The organism is Kitasatospora sp. NPDC088779 (assembly GCF_040685395.1).
GTDB lineage: Bacteria > Actinomycetota > Actinomycetes > Streptomycetales > Streptomycetaceae > Kitasatospora.
This window is the reverse complement of sequence record NZ_JBFBHW010000002.1, coordinates 17,352-36,553: the sequence shown is the minus strand read 5'-3', so window position 1 is coordinate 36,553 and position 19,202 is coordinate 17,352. Positions and strand designations below refer to the sequence as shown.

General features: G+C 73.5%; 16 protein-coding genes. 12 read left to right on the top strand and 4 right to left on the bottom strand.

Annotated features, from left to right (window positions below):
• Window positions 1-55: 55 nt before the first annotated feature.
• Complete coding sequence (locus AB0P03_RS01745; RefSeq protein ID WP_363627556.1) at window positions 56-946, bottom strand: nitroreductase/quinone reductase family protein; 891 nt, start codon at window positions 944-946, stop codon at window positions 56-58.
• 300 nt (window positions 947-1,246) lie between these two features.
• Here AB0P03_RS01745 and AB0P03_RS01740 point away from each other — a divergent pair, with 300 nt between their 5' ends.
• Window positions 1,247-1,633, top strand: a complete 387-nt coding sequence (locus AB0P03_RS01740) for a hypothetical protein (RefSeq protein ID WP_363627555.1) — start codon at window positions 1,247-1,249, stop codon at window positions 1,631-1,633.
• Between the two features lie 82 nt (window positions 1,634-1,715).
• Here the strand turns inward: AB0P03_RS01740 and AB0P03_RS01735 are convergent, their stop codons facing one another.
• Both AB0P03_RS01735 and AB0P03_RS01730 read right to left on the bottom strand, forming a co-directional pair.
• Entirely contained in the window at window positions 1,716-2,942 is a 1,227-nt protein-coding gene (locus AB0P03_RS01735) for a polysaccharide deacetylase family protein (RefSeq protein ID WP_363627636.1), read from the bottom strand.
• Window positions 2,943-3,200: 258 nt separating this feature from the next.
• Window positions 3,201-5,099: an AMP-dependent synthetase/ligase gene (locus tag AB0P03_RS01730; RefSeq protein WP_363579309.1), complete on the bottom strand. Its 1,899-nt coding sequence runs from the start codon at window positions 5,097-5,099 to the stop codon at window positions 3,201-3,203.
• Between the two features lie 548 nt (window positions 5,100-5,647).
• On the opposite strand from AB0P03_RS01730, the gene AB0P03_RS01725 reads away from it, so the two are divergent.
• The 5 genes from AB0P03_RS01725 (at window position 5,648) to AB0P03_RS01705 (ending at window position 11,876) form a co-directional block, all read left to right on the top strand.
• On the top strand, window positions 5,648-8,515 hold the full coding sequence (locus AB0P03_RS01725) for a nitrate- and nitrite sensing domain-containing protein (protein ID WP_363627554.1): 2,868 nt from the start codon (window positions 5,648-5,650) through the stop codon (window positions 8,513-8,515).
• Window positions 8,512-8,931 carry a roadblock/LC7 domain-containing protein gene (locus tag AB0P03_RS01720; RefSeq protein WP_063349983.1) on the top strand — a complete coding sequence of 140 codons (420 nt, stop codon included), beginning with the start codon at window positions 8,512-8,514 and terminating at the stop codon, window positions 8,929-8,931. The genes AB0P03_RS01725 and AB0P03_RS01720 overlap by 4 nt, the downstream gene beginning before the upstream one ends.
• An 8-nt stretch (window positions 8,932-8,939) precedes the next feature.
• Window positions 8,940-9,479 (top strand): DUF742 domain-containing protein, encoded by a 540-nt coding sequence (locus AB0P03_RS01715; RefSeq protein ID WP_363579305.1) that lies wholly within the window; start codon window positions 8,940-8,942, stop codon window positions 9,477-9,479.
• 130 nt (window positions 9,480-9,609) lie between these two features.
• Complete coding sequence (locus AB0P03_RS01710; RefSeq protein ID WP_350875683.1) at window positions 9,610-10,158, top strand: ATP/GTP-binding protein; 549 nt, start codon at window positions 9,610-9,612, stop codon at window positions 10,156-10,158.
• 1,019 nt (window positions 10,159-11,177) lie between these two features.
• Window positions 11,178-11,876 (top strand): winged helix-turn-helix domain-containing protein, encoded by a 699-nt coding sequence (locus tag AB0P03_RS01705; protein WP_363579654.1) that lies wholly within the window; start codon window positions 11,178-11,180, stop codon window positions 11,874-11,876.
• 81 nt (window positions 11,877-11,957) lie between these two features.
• Here the strand turns inward: AB0P03_RS01705 and AB0P03_RS01700 are convergent, their stop codons facing one another.
• Window positions 11,958-12,740 carry an IclR family transcriptional regulator gene (locus tag AB0P03_RS01700; protein ID WP_363627553.1) on the bottom strand — a complete coding sequence of 261 codons (783 nt, stop codon included), beginning with the start codon at window positions 12,738-12,740 and terminating at the stop codon, window positions 11,958-11,960.
• A 522-nt stretch (window positions 12,741-13,262) separates the two neighbouring features.
• Here AB0P03_RS01700 and AB0P03_RS01695 point away from each other — a divergent pair.
• The 6 genes from AB0P03_RS01695 to AB0P03_RS01670 all read left to right on the top strand — a co-directional run bounded on the left by AB0P03_RS01695 (window position 13,263) and on the right by AB0P03_RS01670 (window position 19,091).
• Window positions 13,263-14,285 (top strand): ABC transporter substrate-binding protein, encoded by a 1,023-nt coding sequence (locus AB0P03_RS01695; RefSeq protein ID WP_363627552.1) that lies wholly within the window; start codon window positions 13,263-13,265, stop codon window positions 14,283-14,285.
• Between the two features lie 113 nt (window positions 14,286-14,398).
• Complete coding sequence (locus AB0P03_RS01690) at window positions 14,399-15,427, top strand: NrtA/SsuA/CpmA family ABC transporter substrate-binding protein (RefSeq protein ID WP_363627551.1); 1,029 nt, start codon at window positions 14,399-14,401, stop codon at window positions 15,425-15,427.
• A complete protein-coding gene (locus AB0P03_RS01685; RefSeq protein WP_363579298.1) occupies window positions 15,424-16,290 on the top strand; it encodes an ABC transporter permease in 867 nt (288 codons plus the stop codon). The genes AB0P03_RS01690 and AB0P03_RS01685 overlap by 4 nt, the downstream gene beginning before the upstream one ends.
• A complete protein-coding gene (locus AB0P03_RS01680) occupies window positions 16,287-17,045 on the top strand; it encodes an ABC transporter ATP-binding protein (protein ID WP_363627550.1) in 759 nt (252 codons plus the stop codon). Before AB0P03_RS01685 ends, AB0P03_RS01680 begins: the two co-directional genes overlap by 4 nt.
• 63 nt (window positions 17,046-17,108) lie before the next feature.
• A complete protein-coding gene (locus AB0P03_RS01675) occupies window positions 17,109-18,014 on the top strand; it encodes an ABC transporter substrate-binding protein (protein WP_363579294.1) in 906 nt (301 codons plus the stop codon).
• A gap of 3 nt (window positions 18,015-18,017) precedes the next feature.
• Entirely contained in the window at window positions 18,018-19,091 is a 1,074-nt protein-coding gene (locus tag AB0P03_RS01670) for an LLM class flavin-dependent oxidoreductase (protein WP_363579292.1), read from the top strand.
• Window positions 19,092-19,202: the final 111 nt, after the last annotated feature.

Genomic DNA, 19,202 nt, shown 5'->3' with positions numbered 1-19,202 from the left:
GCCGTCGGCCCCTCTCCCCGAGCGCGGGGAGAGGGGCCGACGGCATTCGTGCGTCTCAGTCCCGGGCCGGACCGGGCCGCAGCGGCGGGAACGGGATCCCGGCGAGCGTCGGCAGCAGTTCCGCTTCCTCGTAGTCGAGGTGCGCCTCCAGCTCGGCCGACATCCGGTCCAACTCGGCCCGGAGTCGGTCCGGTTCGGTGACCTCGATCCCGGCCAGCAGCGCCACCAGCTCCTCCCTGATCCGCCCGATCACCAGGTGCTGTTCGCCCAGCTGTTCCAGCACCCCGGCCAGTTCCGGGTGGTTGCGCGCGAGCGCGGGGAAGATCGCGGCGTCCTCGCCGGCGTGGTGGTGCGTCAGCCCCTCGCAGAAGGCGAGGCAGTGCTGGCGCAGTTGGAGCCCGAGGCCGGCCGGTCGGCCCGCGATGTGCGAGTGCGCCTCCTCCCGGACGTGGCGTAGCTGCGCGCGCAGCCAGGTGTGCGCCTCCAACAGCTTGTCGGCGAGGCTGCGGACCTCGCGCGCGGGTGTCTCGGGCTGCTCCAGGACGACCACCGGTAGTTCCCGGTCGGTGTTCGCCTGGTAGTCGCCGTACCCGGGCGCCTGCCGGACGACAGCCGCGAACAGCCGCTCCCGGCGGGCGCCTTCGGCGGGTACGGCGATCACGTCGAACGCCTCGGAGCCGAGTTCGACCCGGACCACCGGTCGGGCGAGCAGGTTGCGGTACCACTGCGGGTGGTCCGGCGCCCCGGCGGCGGAGGCGACGACCAGGAGCAGCCCCTCGGCCCGGACGTACCCGAGCGGCACGGTGTGCGCCTTGCCTGAGCCGGCCCCGGCCGTGGTGAGCAGCAGCAGGTCGCCGCCCTCGAACGGGCCGCCCACCCGCCCGCCGTTGGCGCGGAACTCCTCGATGACGCTCTGGTTGAACTGGTTGACATGGTTCGTGGACATGGGTGTGGACATGAGTGTGGGTGAAGTCTCCTACAGGGATTGGGAGTCACGGCCACACGCGGTGCATGGGCGCGCACGCGGACACCGCGGTGACCGCCTACGTCAGATCAGGGCAGCGGAGAAAGTACTCATCGCGCATCGTCCCTCGGATAAAAGGTGCTCGCCCGGCGGCCGGCCGGCCCACTACTCTGTGGCCGGCGCCACGCTGCATGCCCCCATTAGAGCCACGCCGCGGACGCCCTGTCAACGAGCAAGATCGCCGACGAAAGTTCCCTGACCGGGATCGTCGACGAAAGGGGAGTGAACGCCGTCGTGGAGCGCATCGTCGACCTCGACCACGCCGCCGAGCGGATCGCCGCCCGGGCCGTACGCTGGCGGGCCGCCGGCCTGACGGTCGGCGCGCTCACCTGGCGCGACGCCCTGGCCCCGTGGCCGCAGCCGCTGGAGACGGACCGCGCCCGCGTCGCGGACCCGGACTCCGTCGGCGTCCAGGTCGTGGACCCGCTGTCCGGCGGCGAGCTGCACGTGGTGCTGTTCCGGGGCGGCTGGGCCGACGTCGAGTACCTCGCCGCCGGCTGGGAGGAGCAGGAAGACGCCGAGGGCGGAGTGATCCCGGCCAACGACTTCACCGGCGCCGCCGACTTCGACGAGCGCCTGCGCGGCTGGATGGCGCACGTCTTCGGCTGATCCCGGCCGCCGGTGGACGGGAGCCCGGTGAGTGGGTGCCCCCGTCGGCGGGCGCCCTGGGGAGCCCGCCGACGGCGACGCGTCAGTGCAGGTAGTCGACCAGGCCGGCCGGCTTGAGCCCGGCCGCGTCAGCGGCGGCGAGGGCGCGCTGGAGGTCGGCGGCGAGGGTGTCGGTCCAGTGCATCAGGACGACGTCGCCCGGCTGCAACAGGCCCGGGTGCCAGATGTTGGACGCGCCCCAGCTGAAGTCCGCGTCGGCGGTGAGCACGGTGCGGATGCCGCAGTTGGCGGCGGCCTGGAGGGTGTCGGCGTTCCAGGCGAAGTACGGCGGGCGGAAGGCCACCGGCGTGGTGCCGAACTGGCGGGTCATGGCGTCGCGGGCGTCGCAGATCTCGATCTGCTGCTGCTCCAGTGGCAGTTTGCTGAGGTCGGAGTGGGAGACGCTGTGGTCCTGGATGGAGGAGCCGGGCACGGCCGTGACGCGTCGGAAGAAGTCGGGGTCGGTGCCGGCCGGCATCGGCAGCGGGAAGGCGGTGATCGGTAGCCGGTGGTCGGCGATGAACTTCTCCGCCTCGGGGGTGCGCTGCCAGCCGTCGTCGACAGTGAAGAAGACGACCTTGTCGCTGGTGGGCGCGGATCCGGCGGCCACGGCCGGGGCGGGCGCGGGGCCGTCCACCCGGACGTCGTCGACCGAGAACGGGCCCTGCTGGTACCAGCCGTGGACGTAGAGCCGGACGCTGTGCGCGTTCGGGCCGGTGGTGAACCGGGTGGTGAGCTGCTGCCAGCCGCCGCCGGTGGTCTCGGTCCAGGCCGGGGCGACATCCCTGCCGGTGCCGGTGGCGCCCAGGTAGACGAAGGCGCCGCGGACCCAGGCCGAGGCGGTGTAGGTGGTGTTGGGCTGGACGGCCACGGTCTGCGCGCACTCGCCGGTGGAGTCGGCGGTGGCCGGCGTGACGGTGAGTGCGGAGGCGCCGGAGTGCGCGGCGATGGTGGTGACGGCGGCCTCGGCCGGGCCGCCGGTGCACTTCCAGCCGGGGACGGCGCCCCAGTCGGAGAGGTCGGGGACGGGCAGTTCGAAGCCGGGGTTGGTGGCCAGGTTGACGGTCGGGCCGCTCGGGGTGCTCGGACCGCTCGGGGCGCCGGCCGGGGCGGGCCCGGGGGCGGCGGAGGCCGCCGGGGCGGCGAAGGCGGTGAGCAGCGCGACGGAGGCGGCCAGCGCGGACAGGCGCGTGAACTGGCGCGTGGACTGGCGCGCGGACAGGCGCGTGAACTGGCGCGTGGACAGGCGCGCGGACGGGCGCGTGGACATCGACACGAGAGGACTCCTGCATGTGGGGGACACGCCCGTGGGGAGGGCGTGGCGGAATCGGAACCCTGGAACCGGGGCCTTGGGTCGGGCCCCTGGAACCGGGCTCGCGGGACCTGGGTGCTCCCGGAGGGGCGGGAGCGGATGGTGCGCCGCACTCGGACCGAGGAGAAACAATGGACTGGACCAATCGGCCCGTCAAGGGAACGGCCGGTGAACCGAAGCCCACCGCACCCGCCGCAAAAGGGACAAGACGATCCGTCAGGGGACGTACAACTCCGCGATGTCATCGGCGTAGTACTCGGCGATCGCCGCCCGGCGCAGCTTCAGGGAGGGCGTCAGCAGCCCCTGGTCCTGGCTGAACTCGCGGGGCAGCAGCCGGAACGCGCGGATCGACTCGGCCCGCGACACCGCCGTGTTCGCCGCCGCCACCGCGCGCTGGACCTCGGTGTGCAACTGCTCGTCCGCGAGCACCGCCCACGGGTCCAGCTGCTCCAGCCCGTGCGTCTTCAACCAGTGCGCCAGCGCCGCCGGGTCGAGCGTGATCAGCGCGGCCACGTACGGGCGGTCGTCGCCCACCACCAGGCACTGGGAGACCAGCGGATGCGCGGCCACCCGCTCCTCCAGCGCCGACGGGGCCAGGTTCTTGCCGCTGCTGGTGACGATCAGGTCCTTCTTGCGGCCGGTGATGGTCAGGTAGCCGTCCTCGTCCAGCCGGCCCAGGTCGCCCGTCCCGAACCAGCCGTCGATCAGGGACTCCGCCGTGCACTGCGGGTGGTTGAGGTAGCCGCCGAAGACCGAGCCGCCGCGCACCCAGACCTCGCCGTCGTCGGCGAGGGCCACCGACGAGCCCGGCAGCGGATGCCCGACCGTGCCCAGCTTCTGCCGCCCGATCGGGTTGGCGGTGATCGCGGCGGACGTCTCGGTCAGCCCGTAGCCCTCGTACAGGTGCAGGCCGGCGCCGGTGAAGAAGAGGCCGAGCTCGCGGCGCAGCGCGGAGCCGCCGCACATCACGCTGCGCACCCGGCCGCCGAGTACGGCCCGCAGCCGCTGGTAGACGGTCCGCTCGTAGGCGAGGTGGCGCAGCCGCAGCTTGGGGCTGGGCCCGGGTCCGCGCCCGAACGCCTTCTGCTCCCGGGCGGCGGCCCAGTCGACGGCCACCTGTCGGGCCTGTTCGAAGAGTTCGCCGCGCCCGGCGTCCTCGGCGGCCCGCCGGGCCTGCTGGAAGATCTTCTCGAAGACGTACGGGACGACGTGCAGGAAGGTCGGCCGGAAGGACTCCATCGCGGGCAGCAGGGCGTCGGTGGAGACCTCGGGGACGTGTCCGATCCGGAAGCCGCCGCGGATCGCCGCGACCTGCACGGCCCGCCCGTAGACGTGTGCCAGCGGCAGGAACAGCAGGGTGGACGGCTGTCCGCCGCCGGTGTCGTGGAAGGCCTCCCGCCAGCCGCCGAGCAGTGCGTCGGCCTCGGCGGCCAGGTTGGCGTGGGTGATCAGGCAGCCCTTGGGGCGGCCGGTGGTGCCCGAGGTGTAGACGACGGTGGCGACGTTCCCGGCCGTGACGCCGAGCCGCTGGCGGTGGACGAGCGAGTCGGGCACGTCACGGCCGTCCTCGGTGATCGCGGCGACGCAGTCGCGGTCCAGCTGCCAGATGCCGGTGAGGTCGGGCAGCGCGTCGCAGACCGCGCCGACCGTCATCGCGGCGTCCTCGTCCTCGACCAGGCAGGCCACCGCCTGGGTCTCGGCGAGGATCCAGCGCACCTGCTCGGCCGCCGCGGTGGGGTAGACCGGGACGGTGATCGCGCCGATCGACCAGAGCGCGTAGTCGAACAGCGTCCACTCGTAGCGGGTGCGGGACATCAGGGCGACCCGGTCGCCGTAGCGCACGCCCCGGGTGAGCAGGCCCTTGGCGAGGGCGAGCACCTCGTCACGGAACTCCCGCGCGGTGACGCCCCGCCACTCGCCCCGGTGCCCGAACCGGTGCCCGTCCCGGTGCTCGGCGGGGCCGCCGGGTCCGGCGGAGTCAGCGGGGCCCGGCGGGCCGACGCGGCGGGCCAGCTGCACCAGGTCCGGTGTGCGTTCGGCGGTGTCGTACAGCGAGTCGGCGAGTCCTCCGGTGGCCTCGGGCCCGGCCACGGCGGGGGTGGTGAACTCGCGCACATTCCCCCCGTTGGCGTCTCGCGGCGGCACTGCCCGCGCCGGAACCGGTGTCGGCGCCGGAGGCCGTGGCGGCGGTGCCGGGCCGCGCAGGTGGAGCGAAACTATCGGATCGGCCTGTCACTGCCCAGGGTTGTGACCGTGACGCGACGAGATCGGCACCGGTCCCTGCGGAAGGTGTCGCCGCCGGGGAGGAACCGCGTGCGTTCGGTGATCGGGCAAACCGGGCGGCGGCGGATGATCCGGACGCGAGCCCGCAGTGACCGGGACCCGATCCTGACGTGTGCGGGGCAAGCCGGGGAAGTGGACTGGTTCGACCCTCGAACGAGTGGTCAGGGCGTAGTAGGCTCTCGCAGACCTGCGACCGGGGGCCTCCCGGCCAGGCCCGATCCGACGACACACCGTCCACGCCGACCAGCCCCGAAGCCGATTTCCGAAGCCCGCACCCGAAGTCCTTTCCGAAGCCCTTTCCCAAGCCTTTTCCGGCCGAGCCCCGCGGCTCCTCCGAACCACTCCCCGTCCGCGCCTGGCACTTCCCGACCGAGGACTCCATGCGTCTGCGCAGCAGCTCGATCCGCGCGAAGATCATCGCGCTGCTCCTGGTGCCCATCGTCGCGCTCACCGCGCTGTGGGTGTACGCGACCTTCGCCACCACCGGAGACGTCTGGGGCCAGCTGGAGATCAGCCGTACGTATAAGGAGTTCGGGACCCCGGTCGACCAGTACGCCGACGATCTGCAGAACGAGCGCCGCGCGGCCGTCCAGCGACTGGCCGTCCCGAACTCGCAGGTCGCCACGGACGCCTACGAACACGCCAAGGCCGCCACCGATCGTAGCCTCGACGTCCTGCGGCAGAAGAAGGACCACGTGGGCGGCAAGCTCTCCAGCTCCCAGCGCGGCCGCTTCCTGCAGATCATCGCCGCCGCCGACCAGATCGGACCGCTGCGCGCGCAGGTCGGCCGCTCCGCGCTCAACTGGGAGTTCGCGCTGGGGCAGTACAGCGACCTGGTCAAGCCGGTGTTCGGCTTCCGGTCCGCCTACGTCGCCCGACAGACCGGCCAACTCCCGCGCCAGGGAACCATCCTGATCGAGCTGGTGCGCGCCCGCGAATACCTCGCGCAGGAGGACGCGGCGATGGAGGGCCTGCGCGGCGGCGCCGCCAAGCCCACCGCCGAGCAGTACCAGGTCGCCCTGGACGCCCTGCACAACCAGCAGGCCCTGTTCACCGTCTACATCGCCGAACTCGAACCCGCCGACCAGTCCGACTACATCGCCCTGCGCGGGGGCGAGGCCTGGGCCGCGCTGGCCCGCGCCGAAGCGGACTTCGTCGGCGCCGGCGGCCCCGAGCGGGTCGCCCAGGCGATCAACGGCGACTCCTGGCGGGAGACCGCCGACCGGGCGCTCGGTGACCTCACCTCGATCAACACCCGGATCGCCAACGGGATCGGCGAGCGCGAACGGTCCGCCGCGATCGGGCTGCTCTGGCGGGGCGGCATCGCCGGCGCGATCGGCCTGGTCGCGGTCGTCCTGTCGGTGCTGATCTCCTTCCGGATCGGGCGCGGCCTCGCCCGCGAACTGATCGGACTGCGCAACGCGGCCAACGAACTGGCCGGCGCCCGGCTGCCCTCCGTCATGCTGCGGCTGCGCCGGGGCGAGGCGGTGGACGTCGCGGCCGAGGCGCCCGAACTACGCTTCGGGGCAGCCGAGATAGGCCAGGTCGGCCAGGCCTTCAACGCCGTCCAGCGGGCCGCCGTCGAGGCGGCGGTCGAACAGGCCGAACTGCGGCGCGGCGTCTCGGCGGTGTTCGTCAACCTGGCCCGGCGCAGTCAGGTGCTGCTGCACCGCCAGCTCACCCTGCTCGACACCATGGAGCGCCGCACCGAGAACCCGACCGAGCTGGCCGACCTCTTCAAGGTCGACCACCTCACCACGCGCATGCGGCGGCACGCCGAGGGCCTGATCATCCTCGCCGGCGGCTCGCCCGGGCGCGCCTGGCGCAAGCCGGTCCGGATGGTGGACGTGGTCCGCGCGGCGGTCGGCGAGGTCGAGGACTACGCCCGGGTGATCGTCCGGCCGTTCCCCGGCACCGGCCTGCTGGGCAGCGCCGTCGCGGACGTCACCCACCTGATCGCCGAACTCGTCGAGAACGCCGCGGTGTTCTCCCCGCCGATCACCCAAGTCACCGTCCAGGGTGAGGTGGTGCCACACGGATTCGCGCTGGAGATCGACGACCGCGGGCTCGGGCTGAGCGATCAACTCCTCGCCGACATCAACGAACGCCTCGCTGTGGAGCAGGAGTTCGACCTCGCCGACACCGACCGGCTGGGCCTGTTCGTGGTCAGCCGGCTGGCCCGGCGGCACGGCATCCGGGTCCACCTGCGCCCGTCCCCGTACGGCGGGACGACGGCGGTCGTGCTGATCCCGCGCGAACTGCTCGCCGAGGCGCCGGACGGCCTGCCCGAGCCGCCGCCCACCGGACAGCGCTCCGCCCCGGTCCGGCGCGGACAGCGCGACCTGATCGCCGTGCCCGCGCTCGGTGGTGGCGGTGGCGGTACGGCGGAGGGCTCGGCTCGGGCCGCTGCCGGTGCCGGGTCCGGGGCCGGTTCCGTTGCGGGGGAGGACGAGCGGCACCGGGGCAGCGGCGGTCCCCGGCCGTCCACGTCCGAGCCTGCCCGGACGCCGGGCGGGCTGCCGCGACGGGCCTCGCGGACCAAGGGCGGGCCGGTGCTGGTGCCCGCGCCGCCCAGGGACACCGAGGACGGTGCGGCGACGGGGCGCCACCGTCGGGACGAGCCGACCACGGCCGCTCCCGTCCTCGACGGGCCCGCGGACCCGCCGTTGGTCGCAGGCCCGCGGACCGAGGGCGGGCTGCCCCGGCGGGTCCGGCAGGCGAACCTCGCGCCGCAGCTCAAGGAACAGCTGAAGGAGCGCCTCCGGGACCGGACCGACCACGGGCCCGAGGACGAGGCCGCGCTCGCCGCCCGCCGGGCCCGGGAGGCCCAGGAGGCCGAGCGGGCGCGTGAGCGCTCGCCCGAGGAGGCGCGGGCCACCTTCGCCTCGTTCCAGCGCGGCTTCACCCGGGGGCGCGGTGCCGCCACGTCCGGGTCGGCCCCGGCGAGTGCCCGACCCGCCGCCGTACCCGTCTGGCAGCCGCCGGACCCCGCCCGGCGGGCGATCAGTCCGGCACCCGCCCCGGCGGCGCTGTCCGCGCCGTCGGACGGTGCCCGGGCGCCGCTCGCCCGTCGGGTGCCGCCCGGCCCGCCCGTCCGGCGGAACCCGGCGCCCGCACCCACGGCACGACCCGTGCCACCTGCATCAAGGGCAATACCTGAACCATGGGCAACACCTGCACCATCGGCAGCACCTGTACCAACAGCACCACCTGCACCACCCGCTCCATCGGAAGGAACTGATTCATGACCACTTCGACGCAGCCGTCCGGGGACCTCAACTGGCTCCTGGACGACCTGGTGGGGCGCGTCGCGGCCCTGCGGCACGCCGTGATCCTCTCCAGCGACGGCCTGGCCACCGGCGCCTCCCGCGACCTCGACCGCGAGGACGCCGAGCACCTGGCGGCCGTCGCGGCCGGGTTCCACAGCCTGGCCAAGGGCGCCGGCGGGCACTTCAAGGTCGGCGGGGTCCGCCAGACGATGGTGGAACTGGACGAGGCGTTCCTGTTCATCACGGCGGCCGGTGACGGCAGCTGCCTGGCCGTGCTGAGCGAGGCCGAGGCCGACATCGGCCAGATCGCCTACGAGATGGCGCTGCTGGTCAAGCGGGTCGGCGAGCACCTGGCCGCCGAGCCGCGCACCGAAGCCGCGCCGCCGGGGAGATGAGTGGTCCGATGGCGGATCCGAAGGCTGAGGCGGCGGGGCGGCCCGAGCCGGGCGGCTCGGCCGCGTCGGCCGCGTCGGCCGGGACGGCAGGTACGGCAGGGGAGGTGGCGGAGCAGATGGGCCAGGACGGGGCCGAGTCCGACCTGCTCCACCCGCGTGCCCCTGCCGACGACCGCTGGTTCGACGACGAGGCCGGCCCGGTCGTGCGGCTCTACTCGATGACCCGCGGCCGCACCCGGCCGGTCGAGGACGGCCTGTTCGACCTGATCTCGCTGATCACCGCCGCCGAGCCCGGGCCGAACGCGGGGGCCGTGCCGGCGCACGTCCTCGACCCGGAGCACCAGACCCTCCTGGCCTGGTGCCGCCGCGAGCCGCTGTCCGTCGCCGAACTCGGCTCCTACACCGACCTGCCGGTCAGCGTCGTCCGGGTGCTGCTCGGCGACCTCTACGACGCCGAGCTGATCAGCGTCACCCGACCCGTTCCGCTCGCCGAGCTGCCGGACGAGCGCCTGCTGCGAGACGTGATCAATGGACTCCGTGCGCTCTGACCACGACGGCCGCGCCGCCGCCGGCGGTACCTCTGGTGGCGGCACTCCCGGCACTCCCGGCACCCCCGTCGGCCACAGCTCCGGCGGTCGCGCCAACGACCCGCGCTGGCGCGGCGGCCCGGCCGTCGCGGTGAAGATCCTCGTCGCGGGCGGCTTCGGCGCGGGCAAGACCACGCTGGTCGGCTCGGTGAGCGAGATCCGACCGCTGCGCACCGAGGAGGAGCTCAGCGAGCTGGGCCGCCCGGTGGACGACACCTCGGGCGTGGAGGCGAAGCGCACCACCACCGTGGCGATGGACTTCGGCCGGATCGACCTGCGGCCCGGACTCGCGCTGTACCTGTTCGGCACGCCCGGGCAGGACCGGTTCTGGTTCGTCTGGGACGAGTTGGCCCGCGGCGCGCTCGGCGCACTGGTGCTCGCGGACACCCGGCGGCTGGCCGACTGCTTCCCCTCGGTCGACTTCTTCGAGCAGCGCGGCATCCCGTTCGTGGTCGCGGTGAACTGCTTCGACGGCACCGAGCGGTTCTCCCCGGACGAGGTCCGCGACGCGCTCGACCTCGACCCGGACATTCCCGTGCTGCTGTGTGACGCACGCCTGCGGGAGGACGGGAAGGAACTCCTGGTCGCGCTCGTCGAGCACGCCGCCGCCCGTCGCCACCGCGCCCCGGCCCGGACCTGACGCCGCCGCACCCCGGTCCTGGCGCCGCCGCGACCCGGTCTGACGACACCGCGCCCCCGGTTCGGCACTGCACCCGCACAGAGGCTTCACAGAGCCTCCGAGCCACCCGACGTCTCATTCGGTTGTCCGCATCCCGGACGTTCGGTGTGCCGAAGGTTGCCTAGACCGGCCCGGCGTGGAAGGCTCTGGGCACGAAAGCCGCCCGGCCATGCCGTCGGGAGGGCCGGAAACGTTCCGTTCACGAAGGCGCGCATCGACGACGACGCGCCATTGTGCAGAGCAAGGGGGAGGGCAGCAGGATGACCGTCGGCCAGCAACGTGCCACGACCGATCCCGCCCCCGTCACGCCGGTGCTCACCGTCCGCCGCTACATCGACCAGGCGCTGATCTGCAGCGCCTGTTGTCGGTGACCGGCCGGCCCCTTCCCGGTACGTCCCCGACGATCCCGGCCCACCCGGCCGCCGTCTGACGCACCGCCAATCCCGTCGACCAGGCCGTAGCGGACCCGCCCCATCCGGCGTGCCCGCGACCGCCGATCCGGACCCGCCTCGCGGAGAGACCACCAGTGAACATCGCCTGCACCAGCCCCGCCCCCGGCATCGCCGGCCGTCCCCGCTCGACCGGGGCGGCCTCCGCGCTGTGCGACGGTGGACCGGCCAGGCGGTGGAACGGGCGCGCGAACCGCGCCGGGGACAGCCACCAGGGTCACCTCGACCTTGAGCCGTTCTGGCCGTCCCGGCAGCCGCACCTGTTCGATCAGACGTGTCCGGGCTCGCCCAGCGCGTCCCGGCCCTCCGCAGGCTGATTTCGGATCAGCCCGGCAGTACGCCCGGTCGACGCGCAGACGACTCCACCCCGTCCGTCACGCGCGAAATGAGCGGCACACCATGTCTTCTTCATCCACGGCCACCCTGCCCCTGCCTTCCCCGACCCCGCACCTGCGCGCGGTCCGTTCCGTCCCCGGCGTCCTCCCGGCCGGGTCCGGCCTCTCCGGCGCGCCGGGCTCCTCCGCCTCCCCGCTGTCGCACGGCTCGCCGGCCGCCGAGCGATGGCCCGGGGGAGCGGTCCGGTCCTCCCATGCGGCCCCGTCCCGTCCGGCGGGCGCGGGCGTCGCACCCCAGCCGGGTGCGGTCCTCCCGGCCGCGCCGGCTGCCCTGCTCGCCGCGCTGCCCGAGGGCGCGACCGTCGTCGCCGCCCTGCCGCAGGGCGCACTGCCGCAGGGTCTGCTCGCCCAGTACGGCACACAGTTCGGCGCCGGTACCGGGAACCCGATGGTCGGGTACCTGGTGCTCGTGCCGGCCGACAGCCCGGTGGCGGCGGTTCCCGGCGCGTCCCTCGGCGGGCCCTCGGCTGCGCAGCACGTCGGTGCGCACGCCGGTGCGCCCGTGAGTGTGCCCGCACAGGGCGGTGTCCGTCCGGTCCGACCGGCCGGGCGCGGCATCGCCGTCGATGCGGAGCGGCGCAACGCCTACGTCGACGGGCGGCTGCTCGACCTCACCTACCTGGAGTTCGAGCTGCTCGCCCACCTCACCGAGCACCCGCAGCGGGTGCACACCCGGGACCACCTGGTCTCGGCGGTCTGGGGTTACGGCCACGTCGGCGACGGCCGCACGGTCGACGTGCACGTCGCCCGGTTGCGCCGCAAGCTCGGACCGGTCTACCGCGACACGATCGTGACGGTCCGTCGGGTCGGCTACAAGTACACCCCGGCCGGCTGATCGGCCACTGAACCTCCTGCCGCGGCGGGTTGCCCGTGACCTCGTGGAACGGGCAGCCCGCTGCGGCATTGTGACGTGACGTCAGGCGCGCTGGTCGGGCGGCAGCAGCAGGACGGCGAGTGCGTCGGCGCAGGTGCGGGCGTGGCCCAGGAACCAGTCCAGGCGGTCGTCGGTCAGGTGCGCCGGGGTCGAGCGGACGGCCAGCGCGAACCGGGCCTGCCCGGTGCCGTCCAGGACGGGCACGGCCACCGTCCGCACTCCGGCAGCCGACTCGCCGTCGTTGAGTGCGTACCCGGAGCTCCGGACCTTCGCCAACTCCTCGTCGAGCAGCGCCGGTTCGGTGATCGTCCGGTCGGTGAACGACGGCAGCGGGCCGAGCGCCGACACCGCCGGCTCACCCGGGCGCGGCCAGGCCAGCAGCACCTTGCCGAGCGCCGTGGAGTGCAGTGGCCGGCGCAGCCCGAGGCCGGTGTCCGGGCGGACGGAGGCCCCCACCAGGATGACCGCGTGCGGACCGCTGCGGATCGCGAGGTCCGCGGTCGCACCGGTGCGTCGGGACAGCCTGTCCAACTCGGGTGCGGCCAGGTGCAGTCCGCGCTGGTGGAAGGTGAGTTGGCCGAGTTCGGCGACCGCCGGGCCGAGCCGGTAGCGCGCGGTCTGCTCGTCCTGCTCCAGGAAGCCGGCGCTCACCAGCGTCCGGGCCAGCCGGTGCGCGGTGGAGACCGAGAGGTCCATCCGGCGGGCCAGGTCGGAGGCGCTCAGGTCGGGGCCGTTGTCGTGGAAGCAGTGCAGCAGCCCCAGCGCACGCTGGACGGCCTGCGCACCGGCCGGCGGGCCCTGGACGGCGGTGACGGCCTCGGCCATGGCACCTCGCGTTTCGGTTCGGGAATCCGGCTGGATCACCGGGAGGAGTCTCAGCGTAGGGCAGCGAGTGCTGCGGGATTGTGTCGACGACGTTGCAATGGAATGGCGTTGATGAACAAGTGATCCCACCATGTGGCAAAACCTTGCCTCCGGCTCGATCGTCGTGGAACGCTCCTCACATCGCGCCGGACGCCCGCCGCCCGGCGCACCACCCGCAACCCCGACCCGCAGGAAGGAGCGACGCCGTGACGATCCACCGGTGCCCCGCCTCCTGCGCGTGTTGTCGCTGACGCTCCCCTCGCGCCGCACCGTCCGGCGTTCCCCGCCTCGCGCGACTCACGGCCTCGCCCGTCTCGCCCGTCTCGCCCGTCTCGCCCGACACGCCCGACCCGCCCGACCCGCCCGCCTCGCCATCTCGTGCAACTCCCCGACGCCGTGGGCCCCGTGACCCGCGCGGCGTGCCCAGACCCGTAGCCTTCCGGCGCCCGCCGAACCCGCCCCCTCCGCAGAGGACCACACCCCGTGCCCAGCCCTTCCCCCAGTGCCCCCGACACCCTCTGGTTCACCCGCTGCCCGGTGCCCACCGCCACCGGGATCGCCGCCGACCAGGGTTGGCTCGCCCGCGAGTTCGCAGCCGACGGTATCGCCGTCCGCTCGCTCCAGGACGCCCCGCCGGAGGTGGCCGCAGACCACCACTACACCCACGCGCTCACCGGACTGTTCCGCGAGGGCGGCAACGTCCCGGCGCTGTGGGCCCGTTCGCACGGCGAGCGGACCCGGCTGGTCGGCCTCACCTGGATCGAGGAGCGCCAGGTGGTCCTGGTCCGGGCCGGCAGCGGCATCACCGACCCCGGCGACCTGCGCGGGTTGCGGCTGGCGGTCCCACATCATGACATCGGCATCGACTTCTGGCGGGCGATGGCCCTGGCCGGCTTCCGTGGCGCCCTCGGCCTCGCCGGGCTCACGCTGGACGATGCCGAGCTGGTCGACGTCCCGGGCCTACCCGGCGGCGGGCAGTGGGCCGGCGAGCTGGCCGCGCTGCGGGACGGGGTGGTGGACGCCGTGTACGTGAAGGGGGCGCTCGCCGTCGAGGCGGCCCGCCGGGTCGGGGCGGAGGTGGCTGTGGAGCTGGACGCGGTGCCGGACCGCCGGGCCCGGGTCAACAACGGGACGCCCCGGCCGGTCACCGTCCACCAGCAACTGCTGGACGAGCAGCCGGAGCTGGTCGCCCGTTTCCTCGCCGTTCTGCTGGAGGCCGCCGACTGGGCGGCCGAGCACCCGGCGGAGGTGGTGCGGATCCTGCGGGCCGAGACCGGCGCGGGCGTCGAGGGCGTGGCCGGGGCGTACGCGCCGGGTAGCCACCGCACCCTGCACCTGGACCTCTCGGCGGAGCGCCTGGAGCTGCTGGCGCAGCAGGAACGATTCCTCGGGGAACGGGGATTCCTCGCCGCCCCGGTCGACATCCCCGGCTGGGCCGACCCGGAACCACTGCGCGCCGCCCGCGAGCTGCTGCGTGAACGGCGCCGCGCCGCGGTGGGCGGCTGAGCGCCGTCGACCGCCGGCTGACAGATCACAACTAACAGATTTCAGCAGACAGATTTCAGATAACAGATTTCGAAAGTTGTCACTTGTCAGCTGTCCTTCGTTTGGAGACCCCCGTGAAGACCCCCCGCTTCGCCCTCGCCGCCACCGCGCTGCTCGCCTCCACCGCACTGGCCGCCTGCGGCTCGTCCGCCGACGGGGCCAAGGCCTCCGCCGGCGGCGGGGCCGGCGGCAAGGCCGACGTGGTGCTCCGCCTGCCCGACCCCGGAAACAACGGGTTCCTCGCCCGCGGCAAGAAGGACGGCTCGCTGGACAAGGCTCTGGCCGCCGTCCACGCCAAGGTCGCCTGGACCGGCAGCGCGGGCCCGTTCGCCCCGGCCGCACAGGCCCTGTCCGCCGACCAACTGGACGTCGCCCAGGGCTCGATCACCTCGGCCGTCGCCGCGCTCGCCCAGAAGCCCGGCTTCAAGCTGTTCGCCCAGACCGCGCCCGACGGCGTCGGCGAAGGGATCCTGGTGAAGAACGACTCGCCCATCAAGTCCGTCCAGGACCTGGTCGGCCGCAAGGTCGCCGTCTCCCAGGGCGGCACCAGCGAGTACCTGCTGCTCAAGGCGCTGGAGAAGAACGGCGTCCCGGCCGACAAGGTCGAACGGGTCTACCTGCGCGCCGACCAGACGGCAGGTGTCTTCAACTCCGGCCAGGTGGACGCCTGGGCGACCTGGAACACCTTCTCCACGCCCACCATCGCCAACGCCGGGGCGCACTTCCTGGCCAACGGCAAGGAGGTCGGCTCCGACAACTACGCCGTCTGGGCCGTCCGCAACGGCTTCGCCGACAAGCACCCCGAGGTGGTCAAGACCTTCTACACCTACCTGCGCGAGAACGGCCTCAAGGAGAAGGCGGACCCGGCCGCCTACCTCAACGTCTTCACCGACTCCGGCCCGACCGCCGTCACCCCCGCCGAGAAGGACATCGCGGTGAACGTCAGCGGGCAGGGCGCCGCCGCGGAGGCCATCTCCGACGCCGACACCGCCCGCTTCGGCACCGTCGCCCGGTTCTTCGCCGACCAGAAGGTCACCAAGCAACTCGTGGACGTCAAGCCGTACCTGATCGACATCAACAAGCTCGGGGACGGTGCCAAGTGACCACCGCCGCCCCCGAACGCGCCACCGACGAGACCCGAACCGCCCTCGACGCCGGACTCGTCACCCCGCACACCAGGCGGCAGCGACCCCGCCCGCGCGCCCTCGCCGTGATCCTGCGCACCCTGGGCCCGCTCGCCCTGCTCGGCGGCTGGGCGCTCGCCTCCGCCACCGGCGCCCTCACCCAGGACGTCCTCGCCTCACCCGCCCAGGTCGCCGAAGCCGTCGGCGAGTTGTGGGGCAACGGCCAGCTCGCCGATGCCCTCGGGGTCTCCCTCACCCGGGCCGGCCTCGGCCTGTTCTTCGGCGCGACCACCGGTCTGGTGCTCGGCGTGGTCACCGGCTTCACCCGGCTCGGCGAGGAACTGCTCGACTCCGCGATCCAGGTGCTGCGCACCGTCCCGTTCCTGGCGCTGGTCCCGCTGTTCATGGTGTGGTTCGGCATCACCGAGACCGCGAAGGTCGCCCTGATCGGCGTCGCCACCAGCTTCCCGATGTACGTGTCCGCTTCCGGCGGCGTCCGCAACACCGACCGCAAGCTGGTCGAGGCGATGCGCAGCTTCGGGCTCGGCCGCTGGGCCATCGTGCGCACCGTCGTCCTGCCCGGCGCGCTGCCCGCCCTGCTGTCCGGCCTGCGGCTGTCGATGACGCTCAGCGTGATCGCCCTGATCGCCGCCGAGGAGATCAACTCCACCGAGGGGATCGGATACTTGATGGCCCAGGCGCAGAACTACTCGCGCACCGACATCCTCGCCGTCTGCATCCTGATCTACGGGTTGCTCGGCCTCACCGCCGACGCGGTCGTCCGGGTCCTGGAACGCCTCCTGATGCCGTGGCGCCAGGCCGTCCAGGGGGCAGCCCGATGAGCACCGCTACCTCCGCGACCTCCGCCACCTCCGCGCCTGCGACCTCCGCGCCCGCGACCGCGGCTCCGGCCGTCCACCTGCGGGGCCTGCGACGGGTGTTCGGCACCCGGGCCGTCCTCGACGGCGTCGATCTCTCCATCGCCCGGGGCGAGTTCGTCGCGCTGCTGGGCGCCAGCGGCACCGGCAAGACCACCCTGCTGCGCATCCTCGGCGCGCTCGACCGGGCCGACGAGGGCACCGTACTCGTCCCGCCGGTGCGAACGGTGGTCTTCCAGGAGCCCCGACTCGTGCCGTCCAAGCGGGTGTTGGCCAACGTCACGGTCGGCCTGCCGCGCGGCGCCGCCACCCGGGAGACCGGACTCAAGGCGCTCGCCGAGGTCGGCCTCGACAAGCACGCCGACGCCTGGCCGGCCACCCTCTCGGGCGGCGAGGCGCAGCGCGTCGCCCTCGCCAGGGCCCTCGTCCGCGAACCCCAACTGCTGCTGCTCGACGAGCCGTTCGCCGCACTGGACGCGCTCACCCGACTGCGCATGCAGGACCTGGTCGGTGACCTCGTCCGCCGCCACCGCCCCGCCGTGCTGCTGGTCACCCACGACGTGGAGGAGGCCGTCCGGCTCGCCGACCGCGTCGCCGTCCTGCGCGACGGCCTGCTCGTGCGCGACGAGCCGGTCGCCGTCGACCACCCCCGCGACCCCGCAGACCCGGCCTTCGCCGACCTGCGCCGCCGACTGCTGGCCGACCTCGGCGTCCACTGACCCGTAATCGGCCCCACCGAACCGTCCTCGATAACGCCAGCCCGCACCACCGGAGTTGAACAGATGACCGTGACCCTCGGCGTCCACGCCAGCAACCCCTCGCTCTACTACCTCGCCCGACTGCCCTACCTGGACGAGGAACTGGCCCCGCTCGGCGAGACCGGCGCCTTCCACCACTACGCCGACGGCACCCGCACCGGTGCGCTGCTCGCCGACGGCACCATCGACTTCGGCGGGACGGGCTCGACCCCGCCGGTCACCGCCCAGGCGGCCGGCCACGACCTGGTGTACGCGGCGGTCTCCGCACCCCGGCCCGACCACGGCGCTCTGCTGGTGCTGGACGGCGGCCCGGTCCAGGCGGTGGCGGACCTCAAGGGCGGCACCGTCGTGCTGGGCATCGGATCCTGGCAGACCCATCTGCTCGCCAAGGCCCTGCACGCGCAGGGACTTTCGTACGCCGAGGACGTCACCCCGGTGCGCCCGGCGGCCGGCCAGGACCAGGCCCAGCGGCTGCGCGACGGCGAGATCGCGGGGTGGATCGCCCAGGGCGCCGAACTGGCCGCCGCCCGCCGGAGCGGGGGCTTCCGGGAGCTGATCCGCACCGGCGACGTCATCACCGACCGCTCGGTGTTCTTCACCCGCCGGGACTTCGCGACCGAGCGCCCCGAGGTGGTCGCCGCGATCGCCGCCGCGCTGCGCCGGGCCGACGCCTGGGTGGCCGCCCACCCGGCCGAGGCGGCTGCGATCGCGGCGGAGCAGCTGGGCGGCTCGGCCGTCGACTGGCAGGCGGCGCTGGCCGCACTGCCGTGGCAACTGGAGCCCGCCACCGCCGGGTTCATCGCCGAGCAGCAGGAGGCCGCGGACATCTTCCACGGGGTCGGGTTCATCGACCGGGCGCTGACCGTCGCCGACGCCCATCTGCCCGAGCTGGAGGCCCCGGTGGCCGCCGCGCTCGCCAAGGCGGTCTGAACCATGGCCTCCGAAGTCCTCTGGTACATCATCCCGCGCGAGGGCCGCTACCCGTGGGAGCCGGCCGGACGCCGCCCGGTGGATCTCCGCTACTTGCAGCAACTGGCGGGGAGCGTCGAGCGGTTGGGCTACACCGGCGCCCTGCTCGCGACCGACCTCTACGATGTGTGGACGCTCGGCAGCGCGCTCGCGGCCGCCACCACCCCGGCGTTCAAGCCGCTGCTGGCCGTCCACCCGGGGCTGGTCTCGCCCACCCTGCTGGCCAAGATGGCGCTCAGCTTCGACCGGATGCACGGCGGCCGACTGCGGTTCAACGTGGTCAACGGCTCGACCGCGCAACTGCGCGAGTACGGACTGGACGTCGAGCACGACGACCGCTACCGGCTCAGCGCCGAGTACTGGTCGATCGTCAAGCGCCTGACCGCCGGCGAAGTCTTCGACCACAAGGGCGAGTTCTACGATCTGAAGAACGCGGGCGCGAGCCTGAGGGAGCTGGCGCCGGTCCAGCCCGGCGGCATCCCGCTCTGGTTCGGCGGCAGTTCGGCGGCCGGCATCGAGATGGCGGCCGAGCACGTGGACGTCTACCTGACCTGGGGCGAGCCGCCGCACCTGCTCAAGGAGAAGCTGGACCTGGTCCGGGCGCGGGCCGCCGCCCACGGCCGGACCCTGCGGATCGGGCTGCGGCTGCACCTGATCGTCCGCGACACCGAGGATGAGGCCTGGGCGGCCGCCGACCGCCTGCTCGACGTCACCAGCGAGGCCACGTACGCCCGTCAACTGGGCGGCGCCAAGGGGGAGGACGGGGTCGGCTGGCAGCGGCAGTTCCGCCAGCACGGCGGCAAGGTGCCCGCACGGGCCCGGGAGCTGGAGGCCTACCCGAACCTCTGGCCAGGAATGAGCCTGTTCCGCCCCGGCCCCGGTACGGCGGTGGTCGGCTCGACTGCCCAGGTGGTCGAGCGGTTGCAGGAGTTCGAGTCGTTGGGCGTCGACACCTTCATCCTCTCCGGCAACCCCCTGCTGGAGGAGGCCCACCGGGTTGCAGAAACGGTATTGCCCGCCTTGGGCATCCGCCGCTGACAGATGACAACTGACAGCTGACAGCCGACAACTAACAGCTGACAGATGATGAAATCTGTCAGCTGTCAGTTGTTTGCCCGTTCCGCCGGCAAGCCCCGCCCGCCCCCCTCC